The sequence below is a fragment of the Methylobacterium organophilum genome (assembly GCF_022179465.1).
Taxonomy (GTDB): Bacteria; Pseudomonadota; Alphaproteobacteria; order Rhizobiales; family Beijerinckiaceae; genus Methylobacterium; species Methylobacterium organophilum.
On the sequence record NZ_BPQV01000003.1, the window covers coordinates 374768 to 397745 of the forward strand.

General features: G+C 71.6%; 21 protein-coding genes and 1 pseudogene. 17 read left to right on the forward strand and 5 right to left on the reverse strand.

Annotated elements, in window-relative coordinates:
- Window positions 1–8 precede the first annotated feature (8 nt).
- The 3 genes from MFF21_RS24175 to MFF21_RS07235 form a co-directional block, all read right to left on the reverse strand.
- The gene (locus tag MFF21_RS24175) at window positions 9–518 is read right to left on the reverse strand and encodes a type II restriction enzyme NmeDI-related protein (RefSeq protein WP_238231528.1); all 510 of its coding nucleotides are present in this window, start codon (window positions 516–518) and stop codon (window positions 9–11) included.
- Window positions 519–618: 100 nt separating this feature from the next.
- Entirely contained in the window at window positions 619–861 is a 243-nt protein-coding gene (locus MFF21_RS24180; RefSeq protein ID WP_009866593.1) for a hypothetical protein, read from the reverse strand.
- A gap of 522 nt (window positions 862–1383) precedes the next feature.
- Window positions 1384–1614 (reverse strand): DUF1289 domain-containing protein, encoded by a 231-nt coding sequence (locus MFF21_RS07235; RefSeq protein ID WP_012752952.1) that lies wholly within the window; start codon window positions 1612–1614, stop codon window positions 1384–1386.
- Between the two features lie 44 nt (window positions 1615–1658).
- Here MFF21_RS07235 and MFF21_RS07240 point away from each other — a divergent pair, with 44 nt between their 5' ends.
- The 11 genes and pseudogenes from MFF21_RS07240 (at window position 1659) to MFF21_RS07295 (ending at window position 13820) form a co-directional block, all read left to right on the forward strand.
- Window positions 1659–1937, forward strand: coding sequence for a metal/formaldehyde-sensitive transcriptional repressor (locus MFF21_RS07240; RefSeq protein WP_009866592.1), 279 nt, complete (start codon window positions 1659–1661; stop codon window positions 1935–1937).
- A 14-nt stretch (window positions 1938–1951) separates the two neighbouring features.
- Window positions 1952–3070: a nickel/cobalt efflux transporter gene (locus tag MFF21_RS07245; RefSeq protein WP_012752951.1), complete on the forward strand. Its 1119-nt coding sequence runs from the start codon at window positions 1952–1954 to the stop codon at window positions 3068–3070.
- Between the two features lie 212 nt (window positions 3071–3282).
- Entirely contained in the window at window positions 3283–3486 is a 204-nt protein-coding gene (locus tag MFF21_RS07250; RefSeq protein ID WP_009865907.1) for a hypothetical protein, read from the forward strand.
- Between the two features lie 528 nt (window positions 3487–4014).
- The gene (locus MFF21_RS07260) at window positions 4015–4491 is read left to right on the forward strand and encodes a hypothetical protein (protein WP_012752950.1); all 477 of its coding nucleotides are present in this window, start codon (window positions 4015–4017) and stop codon (window positions 4489–4491) included.
- A gap of 88 nt (window positions 4492–4579) precedes the next feature.
- Window positions 4580–6312: pseudogene (locus MFF21_RS07265) on the forward strand (efflux RND transporter periplasmic adaptor subunit).
- A gap of 11 nt (window positions 6313–6323) precedes the next feature.
- Entirely contained in the window at window positions 6324–9473 is a 3150-nt protein-coding gene (locus MFF21_RS07270; protein WP_012752947.1) for an efflux RND transporter permease subunit, read from the forward strand.
- A gap of 22 nt (window positions 9474–9495) precedes the next feature.
- Window positions 9496–9861 carry a hypothetical protein gene (locus MFF21_RS07275; RefSeq protein ID WP_142583006.1) on the forward strand — a complete coding sequence of 122 codons (366 nt, stop codon included), beginning with the start codon at window positions 9496–9498 and terminating at the stop codon, window positions 9859–9861.
- A gap of 25 nt (window positions 9862–9886) precedes the next feature.
- Window positions 9887–10285, forward strand: coding sequence for a CopM family metallochaperone (gene copM, locus MFF21_RS07280; protein ID WP_012752945.1), 399 nt, complete (start codon window positions 9887–9889; stop codon window positions 10283–10285).
- Window positions 10286–10464: 179 nt separating this feature from the next.
- On the forward strand, window positions 10465–10797 hold the full coding sequence (locus tag MFF21_RS07285; protein WP_009865580.1) for a four-helix bundle copper-binding protein: 333 nt from the start codon (window positions 10465–10467) through the stop codon (window positions 10795–10797).
- Window positions 10798–10852: 55 nt separating this feature from the next.
- The gene (locus tag MFF21_RS07290) at window positions 10853–11332 is read left to right on the forward strand and encodes a DUF305 domain-containing protein (RefSeq protein ID WP_009865581.1); all 480 of its coding nucleotides are present in this window, start codon (window positions 10853–10855) and stop codon (window positions 11330–11332) included.
- 67 nt (window positions 11333–11399) lie between these two features.
- Window positions 11400–13820: a heavy metal translocating P-type ATPase gene (locus MFF21_RS07295; protein WP_012752944.1), complete on the forward strand. Its 2421-nt coding sequence runs from the start codon at window positions 11400–11402 to the stop codon at window positions 13818–13820.
- Window positions 13821–14813: 993 nt separating this feature from the next.
- Here the strand turns inward: MFF21_RS07295 and MFF21_RS07300 are convergent.
- Window positions 14814–15215: a MerR family transcriptional regulator gene (locus tag MFF21_RS07300; protein WP_012752942.1), complete on the reverse strand. Its 402-nt coding sequence runs from the start codon at window positions 15213–15215 to the stop codon at window positions 14814–14816.
- Between the two features lie 99 nt (window positions 15216–15314).
- Between MFF21_RS07300 and MFF21_RS07305 the strand changes: the two genes are divergently transcribed.
- The 4 genes from MFF21_RS07305 to MFF21_RS07320 all read left to right on the forward strand — a co-directional run bounded on the left by MFF21_RS07305 (window position 15315) and on the right by MFF21_RS07320 (window position 19943).
- The gene (locus MFF21_RS07305; RefSeq protein ID WP_012752941.1) at window positions 15315–17513 is read left to right on the forward strand and encodes a heavy metal translocating P-type ATPase; all 2199 of its coding nucleotides are present in this window, start codon (window positions 15315–15317) and stop codon (window positions 17511–17513) included.
- Window positions 17513–18025, forward strand: coding sequence for a signal peptidase II (gene lspA / locus MFF21_RS07310; RefSeq protein WP_009864915.1), 513 nt, complete (start codon window positions 17513–17515; stop codon window positions 18023–18025). The genes MFF21_RS07305 and lspA overlap by 1 nt, the downstream gene beginning before the upstream one ends.
- An 88-nt stretch (window positions 18026–18113) precedes the next feature.
- Window positions 18114–19184 carry a L,D-transpeptidase family protein gene (locus MFF21_RS07315; protein WP_012752939.1) on the forward strand — a complete coding sequence of 357 codons (1071 nt, stop codon included), beginning with the start codon at window positions 18114–18116 and terminating at the stop codon, window positions 19182–19184.
- A 36-nt stretch (window positions 19185–19220) separates the two neighbouring features.
- Complete coding sequence (locus MFF21_RS07320) at window positions 19221–19943, forward strand: cytochrome c biogenesis CcdA family protein (protein ID WP_012752938.1); 723 nt, start codon at window positions 19221–19223, stop codon at window positions 19941–19943.
- Window positions 19944–20088: 145 nt separating this feature from the next.
- Here MFF21_RS07320 and MFF21_RS07325 read toward each other — a convergent pair whose 3' ends face one another.
- A complete protein-coding gene (locus MFF21_RS07325) occupies window positions 20089–20280 on the reverse strand; it encodes a hypothetical protein (RefSeq protein ID WP_009861980.1) in 192 nt (63 codons plus the stop codon).
- Between the two features lie 444 nt (window positions 20281–20724).
- Here MFF21_RS07325 and dgt point away from each other — a divergent pair, with 444 nt between their 5' ends.
- Entirely contained in the window at window positions 20725–22170 is a 1446-nt protein-coding gene (gene dgt / locus MFF21_RS07330) for a dGTP triphosphohydrolase (RefSeq protein ID WP_012752937.1), read from the forward strand.
- A complete protein-coding gene (locus tag MFF21_RS07335; RefSeq protein ID WP_238310507.1) occupies window positions 22163–22963 on the forward strand; it encodes a hypothetical protein in 801 nt (266 codons plus the stop codon). The genes dgt and MFF21_RS07335 overlap by 8 nt, the downstream gene beginning before the upstream one ends.
- Window positions 22964–22978 lie beyond the last annotated feature (15 nt).

Here is a 22978-nt window from a genome sequence, read left to right on the forward strand (position 1 = left end):
GCACCGCGTCATCGTGCGATGCGGACGGGGCGGGCAATGGCCTCGCGGGTCCCGCGCAATTCGCTGGAGGGCAGGTAACGCGGGTCGAGGTCGCCCACGCGCGAGAACGCCGGCCCGGCGAACTGGGCGCGCACGTCGTCCCCGCGGTTGTCCCGAGCCACCCGGAAGAAGTTGCGCGCGGTCCCGCCCTCGACGCCGAGGGCGAGGTCGAGCATGCGCACGATGCCGGAATAGATGCTCGTGGTGCGCGCGACCTCGAAGGCCGCCGCGACGTCGCCGCCCGCCTTGCCCAGCCAGAGCACGTCGATGAGTTGCACCGTCTCGGCCGAGCCGCTCGCGGTCAGGCGTTCGGGCAGGCGGTTGAGGCAGCCGCCCGACAGGCGGCCGGGGCCGTAGGGACGGCCGGCGTCGTTCGAGGCGATCCAGACGTCGAAGCCGAGGGCCAGGCCGAGGTCCCGCAGCCAGCCCTGGATCTCGGTGTGGGTGTGGTCCGCCTTGCTCGCGGCCTGCGCCCGCACCCGGTCGAGGTCCGCCCGCCGGCGGGCCAGGGCCGCGGCCCCCGTCGCGCTCGGGCAGCGGCCGGACCCGACGTCGAACAGGAAGCCGGCGACGCCCCCGTCATCGTTCGAGAGGAGCGTCCGGTGGCTGGCGTTGAGGGCGACGATCCCCCGGGCCCATGGCGAGGGACTCGTCCCACTTGCCGAGTGTCGCGTTGGCCCCGGTCAGCGCGTTGTAGCCCTTCACGATGGCCGTGTTGAACGGGCTCACCCAGGTCGGGTGCAGGAAGTAGAGCAGGTTCGCCGCCGCCGGGCCGAGGCTCGTGATCCCCGCCTGGTCGAGCGCTTGGATGGCCGCGAGCACCTGCGCCTCGGCGGTGCCGCGCAGGCAGGCGTCGAGGAAGCGCCCGAAGGCGACCTGGTTGGCGCCGTCCTCGTGGATGTCCGGGATGCGCAGCTTCGGCTTCCAGAGGAAGGCGTGGTCGGCGCCGTGGAAGACCTGGCGCTGCTCTGCGATCGCGTGGGCCCCCGTCTCCAGTCACGAGCCGCGGTAGGCGTTGCCGAAGGTGTCGGCCCGGATCTCCTCGACCACGGCCTGGAGGCGGCGTCGGATCGCGCGGAAGTTCTCGATGCGCTCCTCCCACAGGGACCAGGTCCGGTGGGAGCCGCCCGGGTCGTCGCGCCAGGCCCGGATGCGGTTCCCGATCCAGGCCGCGTCAGGCAGGGAGGGTTCGGTCGGTCCCGGTCTCGTCCATCACCTGCATCGGCGCGGCATACCCGTCCTTCGCATCCGGATGGGAGCGTACCATCCCGCCTTCGGGAACGCTGTCATCGGCAAGGCTCACGCGGGCAGTGTGGTCGGTCGCGTCGAAGGCGGCGCGCTCGGTCAGGGCGCGGCCCCCTCCCCGCTGGCCTGCCGGACTCGGCGCGGCAATTCGCGCGCGAGCGCCGTGCGCCGACAGGGCGTCATCTTACGCCATGCCCTGATCTCCGAACTGGTCCGGCCGCAGCCGACGCACCAGCCCGACCGGCCATCGAACCGGCAGACGCCGGTGCAGGGATCCTTCTCCGTCACGGCACGCCCTCCCTCGCCCGCAACGGGCTTCTCGCTCGACATACATAGGGTAGCCCCCTATATTACGAAGCGAAGGGAGCCGACCCATGTCCCACACCGTCAAGGACAAGACCAAGCTTCTGGCGCGCGTGCGCCGGATCAAGGGGCAGGCCGAGGCCGTCGAGCGCGCCCTGGAGGCGGAGATCGGCTGCACCGACGTGCTGATGCTGGTCGCCTCGATGCGGGGCGCCATCAACGGGCTGACCGCCGAGCTGATGGAGGACCACATCCGCCATCACGTCGTCGACCCCGCTCGCGAGCCCGACCCGGAGCGTGCCAAGGGCGCGGCCGAGCTCATCGAGGTCGTCCGGACCTATCTGAAGTAGGAGGGCGACCCGTCATGGTCCCGTTTCCCGAATTGCTGCAGCAGGGGACCGCGCACGCCTGGCTGTTCGTGCCGAGCGCGATCCTGCTCGGCGCCCTGCACGGCCTGGAGCCCGGCCACTCCAAGACGATGATGGCCGCCTTCATCATCGCGGTCCGCGGCACCGTCCTGCAGGCGGTCCTGCTGGGCTTGGCGGCGACGCTCTCGCACACGGCGGTCGTCTGGGTGATCGCGCTCGGCGGCCAGTACCTGGGGCAGGCGTGGGGCGGCGAGGCGTCCGAGCCGTACTTCCAGCTCGCCTCGGCCGTCCTCATCGTCGGCATCGCGCTCTGGATGGCGTGGCGCACCTGGCGCGAGCAGCACCACGACCACCACCACGACGCCGAGGGCCACGGCATCATGGCCCGCGATGGCGTCTTCCAGCTGGAGGTCATCGAGGACGGCGTGCCGCCGCGCTGGCGCCTGAGCCGGGTCAAGGGCGTGCTGCCCCCGGCCCAGCGCGTCACCCTTGAGACGGTCCGACCCGACGGTGCCCGCCAGGCATTCTCGTTCGCGAGTGGGGGCGACTTCCTGGAGAGCATGGAGGAGATCCCGGAGCCGCATGCCTTCAGGGCACGGCTGCACCTCGATGGGTCCGCCGGGGCGGAGATCCACGAGGTCGCGTTCGAGGAGCACGGCCACGCACACGACCACCTGAACCTGGGCGACGAGGACGACGCACACGCCCGGGCGCACGCCGAGGCCATCCGGCGACGGTTCGGGGGCCGCACCGTGACCACCGGTCAGATCGTGCTGTTCGGCCTGACGGGCGGCCTGATCCCGTGCCCGGCCGCCATCACGGTGCTGCTGCTCTGCATCCAGCTCAAGCAGTTCAGCCTCGGCTTCGCGCTCGTCGTGTGCTTCAGCATCGGGCTGGCGCTCACGATGGTGTCGGCCGGAATCCTGGCCGCGCTCAGCGTGAGGCACGTGGCGAACCGCTGGTCGGGCTTCGACGCCTTCGCCCGGCGGGCCCCCTACGCCTCCGCGGCTCTGATCGTCCTGGTCGGCCTCTACACGGGCTGGCTCGGCTGGGAGGGCATCCGGCACGGCCACCAGGAGCCTGCGACGACGATTGCCGTGTGGGCGCCGGCCTGACGGGCGCCGCGGCCCTTGACCTTCCCACCAGGGGAAGCCCCATCTGCGTAGGACGCCACCGACGGGAGGGCGTCATGGTCCGCTACAGGGTCGAGAAAATGGGCTGCGGCGGCTGCGCCCGGACCGTCATACACGTCGTGACCGATATCCGATTTTGACGAAACCGTTCGATTCGATTCACAATCGGTCGATTGCGATTCTGGCGAAACACCATGGCAAATCCCGACCGCACCTACTTGGTTTACGCAACGAACACGGACGGCCACGAGGTTTGCGCAGGCGAATACGCGGCCAAGTGCGCAGATCATGCGATCAACCTGGCCAAGGCAGCCGGGTACGGCGGCACCATGGTCGCGCAGCCCTCGCCGGGTCAGCTCGTTCGCGACCATTACCGGAAGGACAAGGGGCGCGGCTGAGACTATCGCTGGACCGGTTCGGCCCCGACCTGGCCAGGCGGCGCGACCGCGCTCATGCGACGCCTCAGCGAACTCGGTGGAAAGCCCGGCTTGCGCGGCTTTCTTCGGGTGGCGCGTCTTTTCGAGGGAAAGCCATCAATTGTGGTTTTCACCTCCTGTCCCGGAAAAGCCTGTTGACCTTCCCACTATGGGAAGCCCCATCTGAGCGGGACGCCACCGAGGGGAGAGCGTCATGGCCCGATACAGGGTCTCGGAACCGGGTTGCGGCTGCGACCAGGCCGTCACGCGCCGTCCTCGGCGTCGAGTCCGGGGCTCGGGTCAATGCCGACCTGCGGGCCAAACGCGTGACGGGTTCGGGCGCCGGCGGCCTCGCCGACCGCATCGCCCAGGCCATCACGGCCGCCGGCTACCCGGCCGAGCCGTTGCCCGCGGCACCTTGAAACGCCGCCGCGGCAACCAAACCTGCACGCCGGCATTCACGTCCCTGACGACATAGTCCCGCCACTGGAAACGGTGTAAGCAGCCCTCATGAGCCCCGACCGGCAAATCGTGCGCCTGATGGCGGCGATGATCCTCGCGATCATCGCCTACGTCGCGCCGTCCGCCGTCCAGGCCCACGAGGGCCACGCGCACCATGGCCGCCACCAAGCCGCGGCGGCATATGTCCAGGCGGCGCCCTCCATCGCTGAGACCACGGTTTCCGCTGCCCCTTCGCGCGTCGTAAAGACGTCGGCGAGGCCCCGGACCGCTGTCGATCTTCAGGCGCCGGCCGTCGAGCCGGTGGCCTCGCTGCGAGCGAATGACGCCGGCGGTAGGTGCTGTCCGGCCGGCTGCAGGGGCTCCTGCTGCGGGACCATGGTCTGTTGCGCGTCGGGCATCATGTCCGGCACGGGGGCCCTGTCACTTCCCGTGGTCCGCACTGCCAAGCTGATCCCGCACGACGTCGCTGGCCGCCCGGGCGTCGGCCCCGAGGCCCTGCCCAAGCCGCCACGAACCCTCGCGTGACGTGAGGCGCGCCTGAGGCGCGCAACGCCCGGACTGCGTCCGCCATCGCGGCGTGCATCCGGACTTCCCGACGCGAGGATACCCATTCATGTCGACCCGTCTTGCCGCCGCCCCCGGGGCGGTGGCGCTGCTTGCCGCCGTCCTGGCGGGGCCCGCGCTCGCCCACGAGGGCATGACCACGGCGCCGCGCCGCCGCCCGTCACCAAGACCATCGCGCCGCGCGGCGAGGCGCTGTCCGACGCCTTCGAGCTCGTCGCCATCCCGCGCGACGGCACCCTGACGCTGTTCCTCGACCGCTTCCGGACGAACGAGCCGGTGCCCGGCGCGACCATCGAGGTCGAGACGCCGGAGGGGGCCAAGATCGCCGCGGCCACGCCCGAGGGCGGCTACGCGCTGCCGGTGCCCTGGCTGGCGAAGCCCGGCCGGCACGAGCTCGTGGCGACCGTCACGGCCGGGGATGCGGTCGACGTGTTGACCGTGGCGGTCACCGTGCCCGATCCCGCCGCGCAGGCAGCCGCAGCGGCCGCCAAGCCGACGCCGACGCAAGCGGCCTTTGGACGCGCCTCCGAGTTCGCCCACGGCCTCCGGGAGCGCCTGACGGCCAAGGACCCGACGCTGGTGGCGGCGGTCGCCGTCGCGTTCCTGCTCGGCATGCTCGTCACCGCGGTCGTTCGCGGGCGCCGAGGCGCCCCCGCCCTGGCGCTGCTCGCCATCGGCATCACCCTCATCCTCGGCACCGCCGCCTTCGCGCACGGCGACGAGGACCACGGCGAGCCGATGCGGGGGGCCGCCCTGATCGAGGCGCGGGCCCCCGGCTCGGCTGACCTCGCCCAGCGCCTGCCCGACGGCTCCGTGTTCGTGCCCAAGCCCACGCAACGGCTCCTCGTCCTGCGAACGACCATGACCGAGCAGGGCAGCTTCCACCGCTCGGTCGAGCTGCCGGGCCGCATCATCCCGGACCCGAACGCCAGCGGCGTGGTGCAGTCCTCGGTCGGTGGCCGGCTCGCGCCACCGCCCTCCGGCCTCTTCCCACGCCTCGGCACCAAGGTGCGCAGGGGCGACGTGCTCGCGACCGTGACGCCGCCGGTCCAGGCCGTCGACGTCTCCGACATGCGCCAGCGGCAGGGCGAGCTCGACCAGCAGGTCGCCATCGTCGAGCGCCGGGTCGAGCGCTATAAAAAACTCGCCACCACCGGCGCCGTGGCCCAGACCCAGCTCGACGACGCGGTCGCGGAGCTGAACGGCCTGCACGACCGCCGCGCCGCCCTCGACAAGATCCGGCAGCAGCCCGAAACCTTGGTGGCGCCCGTCGACGGCGTGGTGGCGCAGGCCGCGGCCGTGGCCGGGCAGATGGCCGCGCCCGGCGCGATGGTGTTCCAGATCGTCGACCCGAACCGCCTCTGGGTCGAGGCCCTCAGCTTCGACGCGCTGACCGCGGCGCAGAACGCCACCGCCCGGCTCGCGGATGGCCGGACCCTCAAGCTCGCCTACCAGGGCACGGGGCTCGCCGACCGCAACCAGGCTATCCCGGTGCAGTTCGCGGTCCTCGGCGACGCCGCCGGCCTGCGCGTCGGGCAGTTCGTCACGGTGCTGGCCGGGACCGAGACCGAGCAGGCCGGCCTGGCGCTGCCGCGCTCGGCCGTGGTGCGCACCGGCAACGGGCAGGACGTCGTCTACGAGCACACCACCGCCGAGCGCTTCGAGGCGCGGCCCGTGCGGGTCGAGCCGCTCGACGGCGCCCGCCTGCTGGTGGCCGAGGGGATCGGACCCGGCAAGCGGGTGGTGACCCAGGGCGCCGAGCTCCTCGACCAGGTCCGCTGAGGAGGCCGGCCATGTTCACCGTCCTCGTCAGCCAGTCGGTCCGCAACCGCCTGCTCGTCCTCGCGCTCGCCGCGGTGCTGGTGCTGTACGGCGCCTTCACCGCCACCAAGCTGCCGGTCGACGTCTTCCCGGACCTCAACAAGCCCACCGTCACCGTCATGACCGAGGCGGAAGGGTACGCGCCTCAGGAGGTCGAGCAGCTCGTCACCTATCCCATCGAGACCCGGATGAACGGGTTGCCGGGTGTCACCCGCGTGCGCTCGGTCTCGGGGGTCGGGCTCTCGATCACCTACGTCGAGTTCGACTGGGGCACCGACATCTACCGCAATCGCCAGCAGGTTGCCGAGCGGCTGTCGCTGGTGCAGGACCAGCTGCCCCGCGGCGTGACCCCGGTCATGGGGCCGATCTCGTCCATCATGGGCCAGATCCTGCTGGTGGCGGTGACGGGCGAGACCGCGACCCCGATGCAGGTGCGCGAGGTCGCCGACTTCACCATCCGGCCCCGGCTGCTGACCATCCCGGGCGTGGCGCAGGTCATCCCCATCGGGGGCGAGGTGCGCCAGTTCCGGGTCAGCCCAAACCCGGCGGCGATGCGCGCGCTCGGGGTGACGAACGCCCAGCTGGAGACGGCGCTCGCGCAGTTCGGCACCAACGCCGGCGGCGGCTTCACCGACCAGAACGCCCGCGAGTACCTGATCCGGAACATCGGCCGGACCATGAGCCTCGACGACCTGCGCAACCTCGTGGTCGCCACGGTCGCCGACGCCCCGGTCTACCTGCGCCAACTCGCCGAGGTGTCCTTCGCCGCGAAGGTGAAGCGGGGCGATGCCGGCTACATGGCCAAGCCCGCGGTCATCGTCTCGGTCGAGAAGCAGCCCGACGTCGACACGGTGCGGCTGACCCGCAGCATCGAGACCGCCCTGAAGGAACTCAACCCGACCCTGCCCGGCGGCATCAAGGCCGACCAGGTCTTGTTCCGGCAGGCCGACTTCATCGAGACTTCGATCCGCAACGTCGAGCGCGTCCTCGTCGAGGCCGTGCTGGTGGTGGCCCTGGTGCTGTTCGCCTTCCTCTTGAACGTGCGCACCACCGCGATCTCGCTGCTGGCCATCCCGGTTTCGGTGCTGACGACCGCTCTGGTGTTCCACCTGTTCGGCCTGTCCATCAACACGATGACGCTCGGGGGGCTCGCCATCGCCATCGGCGAGCTCGTCGACGACGCCGTCGTGGACGTCGAGAACATCTACCGACGGCTCGGCGAGAATCGGAAGGCGGGCAACCCTAGGAGCACCTTCGAGGTGGTGGTCTCGGCCTCGAACGAGGTCCGCTCCGGCATCGTCTACGCGACGCTGATCATCATCCTGGTCTTCGTGCCGCTGTTCGCGCTCTCAGGCATCGAGGGCCGGCTCTTCGCGCCCCTGGGGCAGGCCTACATCATCTCCATCCTGGCGAGCCTGCTCACCTCCATCACCCTGACGCCCGTGCTGGCGTCCTGGCTGCTGCCGGGGCTCCGGAACCTGGAGGAGCACGACAGCCGCTTGCTGAAGCTGCTCAAGCGCGGCAACGCCGCCCTGCTGCGGGTGGCTTTCCGGCATAAGGGCCTGCTGGTCGGCACCGTCGCGGCCGCGGTGGCCGCCGCCGGCATCGCCGCCTGGAACTTGCCGCGCGCCTTCCTGCCGCCGTTCAACGAGGGCTCGTTCACGGTCAGCATGACCTTCAACCCGGGCATCTCGCTCGCCGAGAGCAACCGGGTCGGGCTGATCGCGGAAAAACTGCTCCTGGAGATTCCGGGCGTGAAGGCGGTCGGCCGCCGGACCGGCCGGGCCGAGCTCGACGAACACGCCGAGGGGGTGCATTCCTCCGAGATCGACGTCGCCCTGGACGATGGGCTGAAGCGTCCGAAGCAGGCGCTCGTCGCCGACATCCGCGGGCGCCTCGGTGCCCTGCCGGTGGCGGTCAACGTCGGCCAGCCGATCTCGCACCGGCTCGACCACATGCTCTCGGGCGTCCGCGCTGAGATCGCGCTCAAGGTGTTCGGCGACGACCTCGACGCCCTGCGCCGGGTGGCGAACGGCCTGAGGGACCGCCTCGCCAAGATCCCGGGGCTCGCCGACCTGCAGGTCGAGCGGCAGGTCCGCATCCCGCAGCTGGAGGTGCGCGTCGACTACACCCGGGCGGCCCTCTACGGGGTCCAGCCCGCCGCGGTCGTCGAGCAGATCAGCCGCCTCTCGAACGGGCGGGTGGTCTCGACGGTCGTCGACGGCGTGCGCCGCTTCGACGTGGTGCTGCGCCTGTCGGAGAACCGGCGGACGACGGCTGGCCTCGGTGACCTGCTGCTGGAGACGCCCTCGGGCTGGGTGCCGGCGCGCCAGGTCGCGGACATCCGCGAGACGGACGGGCCGAACCAGATCCTGCGCGAGAACGCCCGCCGCCGCATCGTGGTCCAGGCCAACACCACGGCCGAGAGCGACATGGCCACGATCGTGGCGGCGATCCGCGAGGCGGTGGCCCAGGAGCCGATGCCGCCCGGCTTCTTCACCAGCCTGGAGGGCACCTTCCAGGCGCAGGAGGAGGCGAGCCGGACCATCGCGGCGCTCTCCGGCCTGTCCTTGGCGCTGGTCTTCGCCATCCTCTACAGCCGCTACCGCTCGGCCGCGCTGGCGCTCATCATCATGGGCAACGTGCCGCTCGCCCTGATCGGCTCGGTGGCGGCCCTGTGGCTGGTCGGGCAGCCGCTCTCGGTCGCGTCGATGATCGGCTTCATCACGCTGACCGGCATCGCGGCCCGCAACGGCATCCTCAAGATCAGCCACTACCTGAACCTGTCGCTGCACGAGGGCGTGCCGTTCGGGCCCGAACTCGTCGTGCGCGGCAGTCTGGAACGGCTGACCCCGGTGCTGATGACGGCGCTCTCGGCCGGCGTGGCGCTGTTGCCGCTGCTCTACGACGCGGCGAGCCCGGGCAAGGAGATCCTGCACCCGGTCGCGGTGACGATCTTCGGCGGCCTGATCAGCGCGACGTTGCTCGACACCTTCCTGACCCCCGTCCTGTTCCTGCGCTTCGGCCGCAGGCCGCTTGAGCGGCTGCGTGCGCTGCACGCCGAGGCGCCGGCCTACCCATCCCCGGACGGCGCGCCCCCGCGGCCGGCCGAGGCCTACTGACCCCGCAACCGAGGAGTTCCCCATGATCCTTTCGAGAGTGACCCTGGCCGCCGGCCTGCTCGCCGCGACCGCCGCCTACGCCCACGAGACCACCGGCCAGCACGGCGGCCGGGTGGCGGACGCGGGCAAGTTCCACGTCGAGCTCGTCACCAAAGGCGAGACCGTCGACGTGTTCCTGTTGGACGAGGGCCAGAAGCCGGTCCCGACCTCCGGCTTCAAGGGCACGGCCATCCTCGTCGTCGGCGGCAAGCCGACCCGCGTCCCCCTGGAGCCCGCCGACGGCAACCGCCTGTCCGGCAGGGCCGCGGTCGCCCTCGGCGAAAGCCCCAAGGGGGCCGTGCAACTCACTGGTCCCGACGGCGCGACCGCCAGCGGCAAGTTCAACTGACCCCTCGCACCAGGAAGCCTCCTCGATGAAGACCCTGACCTCGACCCTCGCCGCCGGAGCCCTGGCCCTCGGCCTCTCGGGCATCGCCTTAGCGCACGAGGCCCACGACCATGCCAGCCATGGCGGTCACGACCACGCCGCCATGGCTGCCGCGGACAAAGCGGACACGCCGGCCACGAAGGCGTTCCGGGACGTCGATGCCGAGATGCACCGGAACATGGACATCCGCTACTCGAACGACGTCGACGTCGATTTCGTGCGCGGCATGATTCCCCACCACAAGGGCGCCGTCGGGATGGCCAAGGTCGCCCTCCAGCATTCCAAGGACCCCGAGATCCGGAAGCTGGCTGAGGAGATCATCAAGGCTCAGGACGTTGAGATCGCCCAGATGGAGGCCTTCCTCAGGAAGCGCGGCACCAACTGAGCGGTCGCGTCCGCGCGCAGGCGGCCCTCCCGAATACGTGATGCTTCAGAGTATTTATTTCAGAACGCATCTGTATCCCGTGAGTTCTATATTAGGGTAATGACGGTCTGACTTATCTGATACTGAGTCAGCATTCCAGTCGTGCCGCAAACCTTGCGATGGATAGACGGAGAACCTGAATGCACCAGATGTCGAGCGAGATGCAGTCCTGCATCGACGAGTGCCTACGCTGCTACCAGACCTGCCTCAGCATGGCCTCGAACCACTGCCTCCCGGCCGGCGGCAAGCACGTCGAGCCCGAACACTTCCGGCTGATGCTCGCCTGCGCCGAAATCTGCCGGACCTCGGCGCACTTCATGCTGTTGGGGACCGCACACCACAAGCATACCTGCGCCGAGTGCGCCGACGTCTGCGAGGACTGCGCCCGCAGCTGCGAGCAGGTCGGCGACATGCAGCAATGCGTCGAGCAGTGCCGCCGCTGCGCCGAGAGCTGCCGGAAGATGGCCGCCTGATGGATCCGGGGCGGCCGACCGGGCCGCTCCTCACCCCCAACGAGAGAAGGCAATCATGCTTGTTCGTACCCTGATTCTCGCCGCGGCCCTGGCGCTCCCGGGCGCCGGGATGGCTCTCGCGGCCGACCACGACCATGGCTCGATGCAGTCCGCCGTGAAGCTGCCGGAGGCCTGCAAGGCGGCCACCGCCGGCAAGGACGCCATGATGAAGGACATGCAGGGGCACATGTCCCAGGCCATGCAGGGCATGGGCGGCCAGATGACCGAGACCCAGAAGGGTCTCCAGCAGGCCATGATGTCGATGAACGGCCCGATGATGCAGGGGATGATGGCGGGCGACCCCGACGTCGCCTGGATCTGCGCGATGATCCCGCACCACCAAGGCGCCATCGACATGGCCCGCGCCGGGCTGAAGGGCGCCGACAACGCCGAGAGCAAGCGCCTCGCCGAAAAGACAATCGAGGAGCAGGAGAAGAGCATCAAGGAGCTCGTCGCCTGGCTCGACAAGAACGCCAAGACGGAAGGCAACCAGTAAGCCGCCGGCTGTCGTCGGGTCGCTTGCGGCCCGGCGGCGCCCGCTCGGCCATGCGGAAGGAGCGGTCATGAGCGACGCGCCACAGGGACACGATCCTGCCCCAGGAGGCCACGGCCATGCCGAGCACGGGCACGCACACGGCCACGACCACGGCCACCATGCCGGCGTCACGGAGAGCGAGGACGGCGCCTTCCGCGTGAAGGACCCGGTCTGCGGGATGATGGTCGACCCGCATGCGACGAAGCACCGGGCCGAGCACGACGGGCACCCCTACTACTTCTGCTCGAACGGCTGCCGGACCAAGTTCGAGGCCGACCCGGTCCGCTACGTCGACCCCGGCCGGGCCGCGAAGAAGGCCGACCCGGTGCCCGAGGGCACGATCTACACCTGCCCGATGCACCCCGAGATCCGGCAGCTCGGCCCAGGGGCGTGTCCGATCTGCGGCATGGCCTTGGAGCCGGTGCTGGTCGGCGCCGACAAGGGTCCGAGCGAGGAACTCGTCGACATGACCCGGCGGTTCTGGATCGGGCTCACGCTGACCCTGCCGGTGTTCGCGCTGGAGATGGGCGGCCACCTGACTGGCCTGCTCGACCTCCTCGGCCAGCAGAATTCGAACTGGGTCCAGTTCGTCCTCGCGACCCCGGTCGTGCTCTGGGGAGGCTGGCCGTTCTTCGTGCGCGCCTGGGCGTCGGTGCGCAGCCGCAACCTCAACATGTTCACCCTGATCGCGATGGGCACCGGGGTGGCCTGGGCCTACAGCGTCGTCGCCACCGTTGCGCCCGGACTCTTCCCGCAGGCGCTGCGCGGTCACGGCGGGGCGGTGCCGGCCTACTTCGAGGCGGCCGCGGTCATCACGGTGCTGGTGCTCCTCGGGCAGGTCCTGGAGCTCCGGGCCCGCGAGAGCACGGGCGGGGCGCTCCGCGCGCTGCTCGACCTCGCGCCGAAGACGGCCCGCCGCATCCGGCCCGACGGGACGGACGAGGAGGTGCAACTTGACGCCATCGGCGTTGGCGACCGCCTTCGCGTCCGCCCCGGCGAAAAGGTGCCGGTCGACGGTGCCGTCGTGGAGGGCCGCAGCTCCGTCGACGAGAGCCTCGTGACCGGGGAATCGATGCCCGTCACCAAGGAGGTCGGCACCTCCGTCATCGGCGGCAGCCTCAATCAGTCCGGCGCCCTCGTCATCGAGGCGACCAAGGTCGGGCGCGACACCATGCTGGCCCGCATCGTCCAGATGGTGGCCGAGGCCCAGCGCTCTCGCGCGCCTATCCAGCGTCTCGCCGACCAGGTCGCCGGCTGGTTCGTGCCGGCGGTCATCGGCGTGGCGGCGCTGGCCTTCATCGCCTGGATGGCGTTCGGGCCGGAGCCGCGCTTCACCTTCGCGCTGCTGGCGGCTGTCGCAGTGCTCATCATCGCCTGCCCCTGCGCGCTCGGCCTCGCCACGCCGATGTCGATCATGGTCGGCGTTGGCCGCGGCGCCGGGGCCGGGGTGCTCGTCAAGAACGCCGAGGCGCTGGAGCGCATGGAGAAGGTCACCACGCTGGTGGTCGACAAGACCGGCACGCTGACCGAGGGCAAGCCAGCGGTGACGCGGGTGGCGGCGGCGACCGGCTTCGACGAGGCCAGCGTGCTGCGCCTCTCGGCGAGCGTCGAGCGGGCGAGCGAGCACCCGCTCGCCCTCGCCATCGTGAAGGCGGCCGAGGAGCGCGGGATCGGCCTGGCTCCCGTGGCGGATTTCGACAGCCCGACCGGCAAGGGCGCGCTCGGCACCGTCGAGGGGCGCCGGGTGGCGCTCGGCAACGCCGCCTTCCTGCGCGAGCAGGGGGTGGAGGTGTCGACTTACGCGGCCGAGGCGGACGACCTGAGGCGAGATGGGGCGACCGCGATCTTCGCGGCCGTCGACGGGCGCGTGGCCGGCGTCATCGCGATCGCCGACCCTGTCAAGGTCACGACGCCCGAGGCGCTCGCCGCGCTCCGGGCCGAGGGCATCCGGGTCGTGATGCTGACCGGCGACAATCGGACGACCGCAGAGGCGGTGGCGCGCCGCCTCGGGATCGAGGAGGTCGAGGCGGAGGTGCTGCCCGACCAGAAGGCCGCCGTGGTCGAGCGGCACAAGGCGGCCGGCCAGGTCGTGGCGATGGCCGGCGACGGCGTCAACGACGCTCCCGCGCTCGCCGCCGCCGACGTCGGCATCGCCATGGGCACCGGCACCGACGTGGCCATCGAGAGCGCTGGGCTGACCCTGCTCAAGGGCGACCTCCTCGGCATCGTGCGGGCGCGGCGGCTGTCGAAGGCGGTGATGGGCAACATCCGCCAGAACCTGTTCTTCGCCTTCGTCTACAACGCGGCCGGCGTGCCGATGGCGGCGGGCGTCCTCTACCCGTTCCTCGGCATCCTGCTCTCGCCCGTCATCGCCGCCGCCGCCATGGCGCTGTCTTCGGTCAGCGTGATCGGCAACGCCCTGCGCCTGCGGGCGACCCGGCTCGGTTGAAGCGTCCCACCTCGGAGCCCCTTGTTCGCGCCCGTCGTCCACGACCTGATCCACCGGGTCACCGGCCTGGATCAGCCCCACGGCCCTGGGTGGATTGAGCTCGTCTCGGTCCTCGTTCTCGTCGTGGCGCCGGCCTGGACGGGAAGGCTGGCGCTCCGCCTCGGCTGGCGCTGGCTGCGCGGACGGCAGCGCCGTCGCGGCGCCGGAAGCCCGGAGCGGCGGAGCCTTGAGCGCGACGTCCCGCGGGCGACGCTGCGCTTCCAGCTGCGCCTCGTGCTGCTCTCGCTGCTGACGCTTCCGGCGGCGTGGCTTCGTCCAGGGCCGCCTCTCGCTCGACGCCCTGGTCGCGGCGCTGGCAGCCTTCAAGGAGATCGCGCCGGCCCTGCGCGAGCTGTTCGGCTTCGCGCAAGGCTGGTCCGACGCGAGAGCGCGGTTCGAGGAGATCACGAGGTCGCTGCAAGCACTTGAGTTGGCCGTGGGGCTGCGCGGCCTTGAGGTGAAGCTGGAAGCTCGCCACAGCGCGGCCGGACCCGCGTCGATCATCCACGCCATGTCGCGGCAGCTATCCGCTGTCGGGGTTCGCGGCGTCCTCCCGAAGTTCCGCAATTGAAGACCAGGCGCCGGTTCGTTCGTGCGCGCCTTCCATCGATGTTCGGCCGTTATATGGCATCCCGGACGCTCGCATTGCGTGCTCGCTCATACACTGCTCAGGCTTGAGTGAGTTGTCCGGACGATCGTTGTGTTCGGGATCTCGATGCGCGCCGCGGTGGAACATTGCATCATCGTCGGCGAGGTGAGGTGATGAGACAAGGCGCGGCTGTGCTGGCAGCGGAGGATGCGGGCCCTCACCGTCGCGCCAGGGCCGCCGTCCGGGCGATGGCCACGGTCGCCCCCCCCCCCCGCCGTGGCGTGCTGCGGGTTCGCGGCCAAGGGCCGTTCGAGAGACGGGAGCTGATGCCCCTTGCGTCGCCTGCGGAGCCAGCCGCACGTCCCTCAGGCGGGGTCGACCATCGGCGAGAGGGCCTCGATGATGCGGCAGTCCGCGACCGACCCGCAGCCGCACTGGCCGATGACCTCGCGCAGTTCCGCGGCGAGCCGGGCCAGGTCGGCCAGCTTGCGCTCCACGTCGGCGAGGTGGGCGCGGGCGATGATGTCGACCTCGGTGCACGAGCGCTCCCGGTCGTCGGAGAGCGCCAACAAGTCCCGGATCTGCTCCACCGTGAACCCGAGGGTGCGGCTCCGCCGGATGAAGCTCAGCCGGCGCAGGTGCTCGGGCCCGTAGAGCCGGTAGTTCCCGCTCGACCGCGCCGGCGGGGGCAGCAACCCGACCTTCTCGTACCACCGCACCGTCTCGACGCGGGTCTGCGTTGCCTCCGCGAGCCTGCCGATGGTCATGGACGCGGTTTTGCTCACGGCTTGACCCTGCAGTGACTACAGGGTGCATGTAGGCACCCGTCCCGGTCCGGTCCAGGGCTCGGACGAACGGAGCGCAGCATGAACCAGGCCGCCCCCGCGGACACCCTGTCCCCGTCCGCCCCCGGCGCGCAGGCCCTGCGCTACAGGGTCAGGGGCATGGACTGCCCGACCTGCGCCGGGAAGATCGAGACCGCCGTCTCCCGGCTGCCGGGCGTCGCGGACGTGCGCGTGAACTACGGCAGCCAAATCCTCGACCTCGCGCTCGACGAGGCCGCGACGCCGAGGACCGACTTGGAGGGGCGCATCGAGCGCCTGGGCTACGGCGTCGCGCCGCTCCCCACGGCCGCGGACCTGGCCAGGGCGCAAGCCTCGGGCGGCGCCCCGCCCGCCGAGAGCGCGGAAGAGCCCGAGCCGCCGCTCTGGCGGAGCCGGAAGGCGCTGCTGGGCATCCTCATCGGCGCCCTGTTCGCCGCCGGCTTCCTCGTCGAGCGGATCGCGCCGGGCCTGGCGGGCGAGTACGCCTACTGGCCGGGCGCGCTCGTCGGGCTCGCCTATTACGGCCGCCGGGCGGTCCTGGCGGCGTTCGCCGGCACGCCCTTCTCCATCGAGATGCTGATGTCGGTCGCGACCGCGGGGGCGCTCGCCATCCACGCCGCCGAGGAGGCCGCCATCGTCGTGCTGCTCTTCACGGTCGGCGAGATGCTGGAGGTCGTGGCGGCGGGCCGGGCGCGCGCCGGGATCAAGGCGCTCGCCGCCCTGGTGCCGAAGACCGCCCGCCTCGTCGACGGGCCCGACGGCGCCATCCGCGAGGTGCCCGCGGCGTCGCTGGCCATCGGGCAGGTCGTCGTCGTGAGGCCGGGCGACCGCGTGCCCGCCGACGGCGTGATCACCGACGGCGCGTCGAGCCTCGACGAGTCCCCCATCACCGGCGAGTCGGTCCCGAAGCCCAAGGAGGTCGGCGACCCGGTCTTCGCGGGCAGCGTCAACGCCGACGGCGCGCTGCAGGTCCGGGTCACCAAGACGGCGGCCGACAACACGGTCGCCCGCATCCTGCACCTCGTCGAGGAGGCGCAGGCCTCGAAGTCGCCCACGGCGCGCTTCATCGACCGGTTCAGCGCGGTCTACACGCCCATCGCCTTCGCGTTCGCCGCCGCGGTCGCAATCGTGCCGCCGCTGCTGCTCGGCGCCGACTGGGGCACCTGGGTCTATCGGGGCCTGGCGCTCCTCCTGATCGCCTGCCCCTGCGCGCTGGTGCTCTCGACCCCGGCCGCCATCGCGTCCGGGCTGGCCGCCGGAGCGCGGCGCGGGCTGCTCGTGAAGGGGGGCGCCGCGCTGGAGGTCATCGGGCGGGTGCGCACGGTCGCGTTCGACAAGACCGGGACGCTGACGGCGGGGCGGCCGCGGGTCACCGACATCCTGGCCCTCGCCCCGGACGCGTCGGAGCGGTCGCTTCTCGGGTTGGCCGCCGCGGTCGAGAGCGGAAGCAGCCACCCCATCGCCCGGGCCATCCTCGACCGGGCGAACACGGACGGGGTGCCGCTGCGGCCGACGCGGGACGCCCGCGCCATCCCCGGCAGGGCGGTGCAGGCCACGGTGATGGGCCAGACGGTGCTCGTCGCCTCCCCGCGCCACGCCGCCGAGAGCGCGCGGCTCGGCCCCGAGGCGGACCGCGCCGTCGCGGAGCTGGAGGCCGGCGGCAAGACGGTGGTCATCGTCGTCCGCGGCGCCGAGGCCCTGGGCGCCATCGCGGTCCGGGACGAGCCCCGCGCCGACGCGGCCGCCGGCATCGCGGCCCTGCGGAAGCTCGGCGTGCACAGCGTGATGCTGACCGGCGACAACCGCCGCACGGGCGGGGCGGTCGCGTCCGAGCTCGGCCTCGACGTGAAGGCCGAGCTCCTGCCCCAGGACAAGCTCGCCGAGATCGCGGCCCTGAAGGAGAGGGGCCCGGTCGCCATGGTCGGCGACGGCATCAACGACGCCCCGGCCTTGGCCGCCGCCAGCGTCGGCATCGCGATGGGCGGCGGCACCGACGCGGCCCTGGAGACGGCGGACGCGGCGGTGCTGAACGACCGCGTCGGCGACGTGGCCGCGCTGGTCTCGCTGTCCCGGGCGACCCTGGGCAACATCCGCCAGAACGTCGCCATCGCGCTCGGCCTGAAGGCGGTGTTCCTGGTGACGACCATCGCCGGCATCACCGGCCTCTGGCCCGCCATCCTGGCCGACACCGGCGCGACCGTCCTGGTGACGGCCAACGCGCTGCGTCTTCTGAGGGCCTGATGAGCTCTTCGTCAGGCTGGGCCGGCCGCATGGCGACCGTGGCCGTGGTCATCCTCGCCTCCACGGCCATCGACCTCGGCGCGAAGGCGGTGGCCGAGGCGTGGCTGACCGAGGGCGTGCCCCGGGGCTTCGTGCCCTTCGTCGACCTGAGCCTGTCGTTCAACCGGGGCATCAGCTTCAGCCTGTTCGCGGCGCACGATCCGTCCTCCCTCGCGCTGCTCCTCGCCCTCCAGGGTACGCTCACCTGCCTCGTCATTGCCTGGGCGCTGGCTACGACGGGCACGCTCGAACGTCTCGGGCTCGCCGCGATCGCCGGCGGGGCGGCTGGAAACTTCCTCGACCGGCTCATCGACGGCGCCGTCACCGACTTCCTCGACCTGCACACCGGCGGCATTCGCTGGTTCACCTTCAACCTGGCCGACACCTGGATTTCCGCCGGCGTCGTCCTGCTGCTCCTCGAAGGCCTTTCCGCGCGACGGAGCCATCCCGGTGCCGGGGAACCAGTCCCATGAGGGGCCCGATTCCGCCGAACCACGGCCACGACAACCTGGCATCAACCCTTCGGGCCCAGGCTCGTGCGCCCACCCCAGCGAGGCCGACATGCTGAAGACGACGACGCTCGGTCTGGCCCTCCTCCTGGCGCTGTCCGCCTGCCAGGACGGCCAGTACGCGGCCTCGACGCGCCACCTCGCGCCGATCCCGCCCGCGACCCTGGCCCTGATGTCGACCAAGGGGGTCTCGGCGGCCGACCCGATCCTGATGCGGGCCTACAAGAAGGAATCCGAGATCGAGCTCTGGAAGCGCGGCGCGGACGGCAGGTACGCCCTCCTGAAGACCTATCCGATGTGCCGCTGGTCGGGCCAGCTCGGGCCCAAGACCCGGGAGGGGGACCGGCAGGCGCCGGAGGGCTTCTACGCGGTCACGCCCGCGTCCCTGAACCCGAATTCGAGCCTCTATCTCTCGTTCGACCTCGGGTACCCGAACGAGTACGACCGCTCCCTGGGACGCACGGGCGCGCACCTGATGGTGCACGGCTCCTGCTCGTCGCGGGGCTGCTTCGCGATGACGGACGAGGCGATCTCGGAGCTCTATGCCGTGGTGCGCGAGGCCTTCGCGGGCGGGCAGCGTGCCGTCCAGTTCCAATCCTATCCGTTCCGCATGACCCCGGAGAACCTGGCCCGGCATCGGCAGGATCCGAACGTCGCGTTCTGGAGGAACCTCAAGGAGGGGTCCGACCGCTTCGAGGTGACGTGGGCCGAGCCGGTCGTCGGCGCCGCGGGCGGTCGCTACGTGTTCGATGCCGGCGGCGACGAGGCCACGGCCGGCGCGGTCGCGCGGAAGCAGGCGGACGACGAGCGGCAGGTCGCCGCCCTCGTGGCGAGCGGGACGCCGGCCGTCCGGCTGGTGTACGAGGACGGTGGCCAGCACCGGGCTTTCCGCGAGACCATGATGGCGATGGGAAACGGGCTCGGCGAGGTGAGCCGCCCCGAGGCCCTGGCCGCAGGGCCGCGCGAGGTCGCGATGCCGGCCTCGGGCCCGGTTGCCCTTGCCGGACAGCGCGAGCCGGTCCGGGGTGCGGCGGCACGCAAGCCGCCGGGGCCCGGCGGGACCGAGGCGGAGCGCCAGCGCCCCCGCAAGACCTTCGCCGCGGCGGGGGACGGGCGGGAGTGACGAGCCTGCCTTCATCCCTGCGCCGGGCCTGAGACCATGGCCATCGACGCCTCAAGCGTGGGCTTCGTGGCGGCCTTCGCGGCCGGCGCCGTGTCGTTCCTGTCGCCCTGCGTGCTGCCCCTCGTCCCGGGCTACGTGTCCTACGTCGCGGGCCAGTCGGCTGCCGGCGGGCGCGACAGCCTGCGCACGCTCGGCCTGAGCCTCTGCTTCGTGCTCGGGTTCACGACCGTCTTCGTCGCGTTCGGCGCGGGGGCGAGCGCGCTCGGCTTCGCCCTGCTCGCCCATCGCGAGGCGCTGAACCTCGCCTCGGGCCTCCTCGTGATCCTGTTCGGCCTGTTCACGGCCGGTCTGCTGCGGCCCGCCTGGCTGCAGCGCGAGCTGCGCTGGCACGGCGATCCGCCGGGGCGAGGGCCGGTCGCCGCCTATCTCCTCGGAACGGCCTTCGCCTTCGGATGGACCCCCTGCATCGGTCCCGTCCTCGGCGCCATCCTGGCGGTCACGGCCTCCTCGGCCTCGGGCAAGGGCGTCGCCCTGCTCACCGTCTACTCGCTCGGCCTCGGCGTGCCGTTCGTGGCCGCGGCCCTGTTCCTGTCCGGCTTCGTCGCGCGCCTTCGGACCCTGCGCTGGTTCGGCCGTGCCCTTCAGGTGGTCGGCGGCGGCGTCATGGTGGCGATGGGTCTGCTGATGATCACCGACCGCATGACCGCCGTGGCCGCCCTCATCCTGGAGGCCTTCCCCGCGCTCGGGCGGATCGGTTGAGCCGGGCGAGCGCGCAGGCGCCCGCGCGGCGGCAGAGGCAGCCGCCGAGGCAGGGCGTCGTTCGCGCGGAGCGGGTCAGCTTCGTGGCCGCCGGCGCGGGATCCGGACCTCGCCGTCCCCAACCCGGGGACGGAACGACGGCGGGTCAGGAACGTAGGGAGGCGCGCCTCAAGCGAGCTTCGCGCGCGGCGCGGATCGGCGCGAGGCGGTCGCGCAGGGCCTCCATCCGAGCGATCTTCTCGCCGAAGGTCAGGGCGGCGAGCTCGCGGCGCCCTTCCGCTTTCCGAGCAAGGATGTCGGACCGGTCGGGATAGGCAGCGGTCGAAGCGTTCTTCATGACACCGTCGACCCTACGGCGCACCGATCCGCGACGCCAACCACCGGGCGGAAGGCCTGCCACTTCTCGACCGGCTTGATCCGTACCGACACGGGGGCCGGGCCGTTCAGCCAAGCTGACGCGTCGCCCTTCCCGCGATCCGGCGGGCATAGAGGAGGCCGCCGGCGCCCGCGTCAGGCGTACGGGACCGCTGCCGACGGCATCCGTGCGAGGCCGCATGCCTGCCCGGCCGCCCCTCAGCGCCGCCGCCATCGTTCCCGCAATGTTCCCTTTCCGGTCCGGGTGCCCTACCCTCTTGCGACGCGGGCCGGCACCATGCGGAAACGAATCCGTGGACAACGGCCGGAATCGGACGTGACGGGCGGGAGAGCCGGAACGTAGACCATGCGTCATGCGGTTGTGGGAGGCGGCGGAGCCGGCGTCGCCGCGGGGACAGGACCGAGGATGGGCGAGCAACTCGACTGGACGGCCCTTCTGAATTCCCGGCGTCGCAAGCCGAGGCCCGGCGGGAAGGCGCACGAACCGAGGCTGGGCGAGGATCGGACCCAGCACGAACGCGATCACGACCGCATCCTGTTCTCCACCCCGGTGCGGCGCCTCCAGGACAAGACGCAGGTCTTCCCGCTGGAGCGCAACGACAGCGTCCGCACGCGGCTGACCCACAGCCACGAGGTGGCGAACATGGCGCGGAGCATGGGGACCACCCTGGCCTTCGTCCACGGCGAGGCGCTCGGCTTCCCGGCGTCGGTCGAGCCCCTGCGCAACGTGCCGGCCCTGCTGGAGGCCATCGGGCTCGCCCACGACCTCGGCAACCCGCCTTTCGGGCACCAGGGCGAGACCGCGATCCAGACCTGGATGAAGCGTCACGCGACACCCCGTTCGGAGGAGCCGGGCTCCTTCGCGATCTTCGACGCGCCGGGCCTGACCGAGCCGATGCGCCGGGACTTCCTGGCGTTCGAGGGCAACGCGCAGGCGTTCCGCTTGCTGACCCGGCTGCAGATCCTGAACGACGATTTCGGGCTCAACATGACCTACGCCTTCCTGGCGGCCCTGATGAAGTACCCCGTGCCCTCGGACGCGGTCGACAAGTCGTCCCATGCCCGGAAGAAGTTCAACTTCTTCCAGTCCGAGGCCGGCATCGCCGCGGAGGTCTGGGCGGAGACCGGGCTGCGCCAGGGCGTGCGGCATCCGCTGACCTTCGTGATGGAGGCTTGCGACGACATCGCCTACTCGGTCGTGGACGTCGAGGACGCCGCCAAGAAGAACCTGATCAACTTCAACGTGCTGACGGCGTGGCTGCGCCACGATGCCTGCGACGACGAGGTCACCCTCGGGGTCTGCGAGCGGGCGGAGCGCTACCATGCCGACTTCCGCGACGAGGGACTCTCGCCCGGGGAACTCGACGACATCTCGATGCAGATGTTCCGCGTCGACGCCATCGGGACGATGGTCCGGGCGGCCGTCGGGGCCTTCGTCGCCAACCGGGACGCCATCATGGCCGGCGCGTTCGACAGGGAGTTGATGGCGGCCTCGGACGCCGTCGTGCTGTGGACCTCGCTCAAGCGCTTCGCGAAGTTCCACGTCTACCGCCACCGCAGCGTCCTTGAGGTCGAGCTCGCCGGCCACCGCACGCTCCACGAGCTCATGGACATGTTCTGGACGGCCGTGGTCGAGCGCAAGGACCCGGACGACCTGAGGTCGGATCGCGAGGCCCTGCCGGCCTACGTCTACTCCCGGATCTCGGAGAACTACCGGCGGGTCGCCGAGGCTCCGGGCAACCGGATGCCGATGCGCTACCGGGAGTTGCAACTCATCACCGACATGATCTCGGGCATGACCGATACCTTCGCGGTATCGCTGCGCGACGACCTGGGGCGGCACCATGGCTGACCCGGGCAGGCGCGCCCGGGACGGGGCCGAGCTGGGCCGGCGGATGCGGGCCTTCCTCGCGGACGAGGCCCGTGGCGGCGACGAGATCGCGGACCTGATCGGCCACCTGGGCCAGGCCGGCGAGGTCGCCATCTTCGGGGGCATGCCCCGCGACATCGCCTGGGGCGGGGCCGACGCGTTCGGGTCGGACGTGGACCTCGTCGTGGACACCGCGCCGGGGCGCCTGGCGGAGCTGCTGCGCGACGGCCGCGCCGTGCGCAACCGTTTCGGCGGGTACCGGATCGCCGGCCGCCGGCACTCCTACAACGTCTGGGCCCTCCCCTCCACCTGGGCGGTGCGCACCGGCCACGTCCGCGCGACGCGCCTGGCCGACCTCGTCCACACGACCTTCTTCGACCGGGACGCCGTGCTGTACCTGTGCGGCTGCCACCGGGTTCACCACGGCCCGCGGTTCGCGGCCTGGCTGGGTCACGGCACGGTCGACATCAACCTGGAGGAAGACCCGAACCCGCGCGGCACGGCGCTCCGGGCGCTGCGCATCCTCCTCGAACCCGGGCAGGCCGTCGGCCCGAGGCTGGCCGACTACCTGCGCCGGATGGCGACGGCGCCCGGCCACCATCTCGACGCGGATACCGTGTCGCGGCTCGCCGCGGCGGCGAACCTTGCCGGCGCGCCGTCCCGGCCTGTCGGACCCGTGGCGCAGCGCCGGTGCAGCCCTGCCGAGGGCCGGGCTCGGGCACGGGATTGGCGCGCCGACCCTGCTGGGCGCAGGGGTGGCCGTGGCGAGCGGTGAGGCGCGGTCCATGGC

Bases quoted from the DNA above. Each gene is read 5' to 3' on its own strand.
- MFF21_RS07235 (WP_012752952.1), bottom strand. From the start codon at position 1,614: ATGTCGAGCGAGAAGCCCGTTGCGGGCGAGGGAGGGCGTGCCGTGACG.
- MFF21_RS07240 (WP_009866592.1), top strand. From the start codon at position 1,659: ATGTCCCACACCGTCAAGGACAAGACCAAGCTTCTGGCGCGCGTGCGC.
- MFF21_RS07245 (WP_012752951.1), top strand. From the start codon at position 1,952: ATGGTCCCGTTTCCCGAATTGCTGCAGCAGGGGACCGCGCACGCCTGG.
- MFF21_RS07250 (WP_009865907.1), top strand. From the start codon at position 3,283: ATGGCAAATCCCGACCGCACCTACTTGGTTTACGCAACGAACACGGAC.
- MFF21_RS07260 (WP_012752950.1), top strand. From the start codon at position 4,015: ATGAGCCCCGACCGGCAAATCGTGCGCCTGATGGCGGCGATGATCCTC.
- MFF21_RS07270 (WP_012752947.1), top strand. From the start codon at position 6,324: ATGTTCACCGTCCTCGTCAGCCAGTCGGTCCGCAACCGCCTGCTCGTC.
- MFF21_RS07275 (WP_142583006.1), top strand. From the start codon at position 9,496: ATGATCCTTTCGAGAGTGACCCTGGCCGCCGGCCTGCTCGCCGCGACC.
- copM (WP_012752945.1), top strand. From the start codon at position 9,887: ATGAAGACCCTGACCTCGACCCTCGCCGCCGGAGCCCTGGCCCTCGGC.
- MFF21_RS07285 (WP_009865580.1), top strand. From the start codon at position 10,465: ATGCACCAGATGTCGAGCGAGATGCAGTCCTGCATCGACGAGTGCCTA.
- MFF21_RS07290 (WP_009865581.1), top strand. From the start codon at position 10,853: ATGCTTGTTCGTACCCTGATTCTCGCCGCGGCCCTGGCGCTCCCGGGC.
- MFF21_RS07295 (WP_012752944.1), top strand. From the start codon at position 11,400: ATGAGCGACGCGCCACAGGGACACGATCCTGCCCCAGGAGGCCACGGC.
- MFF21_RS07300 (WP_012752942.1), bottom strand. From the start codon at position 15,215: ATGACCATCGGCAGGCTCGCGGAGGCAACGCAGACCCGCGTCGAGACG.
- MFF21_RS07305 (WP_012752941.1), top strand. From the start codon at position 15,315: ATGAACCAGGCCGCCCCCGCGGACACCCTGTCCCCGTCCGCCCCCGGC.
- lspA (WP_009864915.1), top strand. From the start codon at position 17,513: ATGAGCTCTTCGTCAGGCTGGGCCGGCCGCATGGCGACCGTGGCCGTG.
- MFF21_RS07315 (WP_012752939.1), top strand. From the start codon at position 18,114: ATGCTGAAGACGACGACGCTCGGTCTGGCCCTCCTCCTGGCGCTGTCC.
- MFF21_RS07320 (WP_012752938.1), top strand. From the start codon at position 19,221: ATGGCCATCGACGCCTCAAGCGTGGGCTTCGTGGCGGCCTTCGCGGCC.
- MFF21_RS07325 (WP_009861980.1), bottom strand. From the start codon at position 20,280: ATGAAGAACGCTTCGACCGCTGCCTATCCCGACCGGTCCGACATCCTT.
- dgt (WP_012752937.1), top strand. From the start codon at position 20,725: ATGGGCGAGCAACTCGACTGGACGGCCCTTCTGAATTCCCGGCGTCGC.
- MFF21_RS07335 (WP_238310507.1), top strand. From the start codon at position 22,163: ATGGCTGACCCGGGCAGGCGCGCCCGGGACGGGGCCGAGCTGGGCCGG.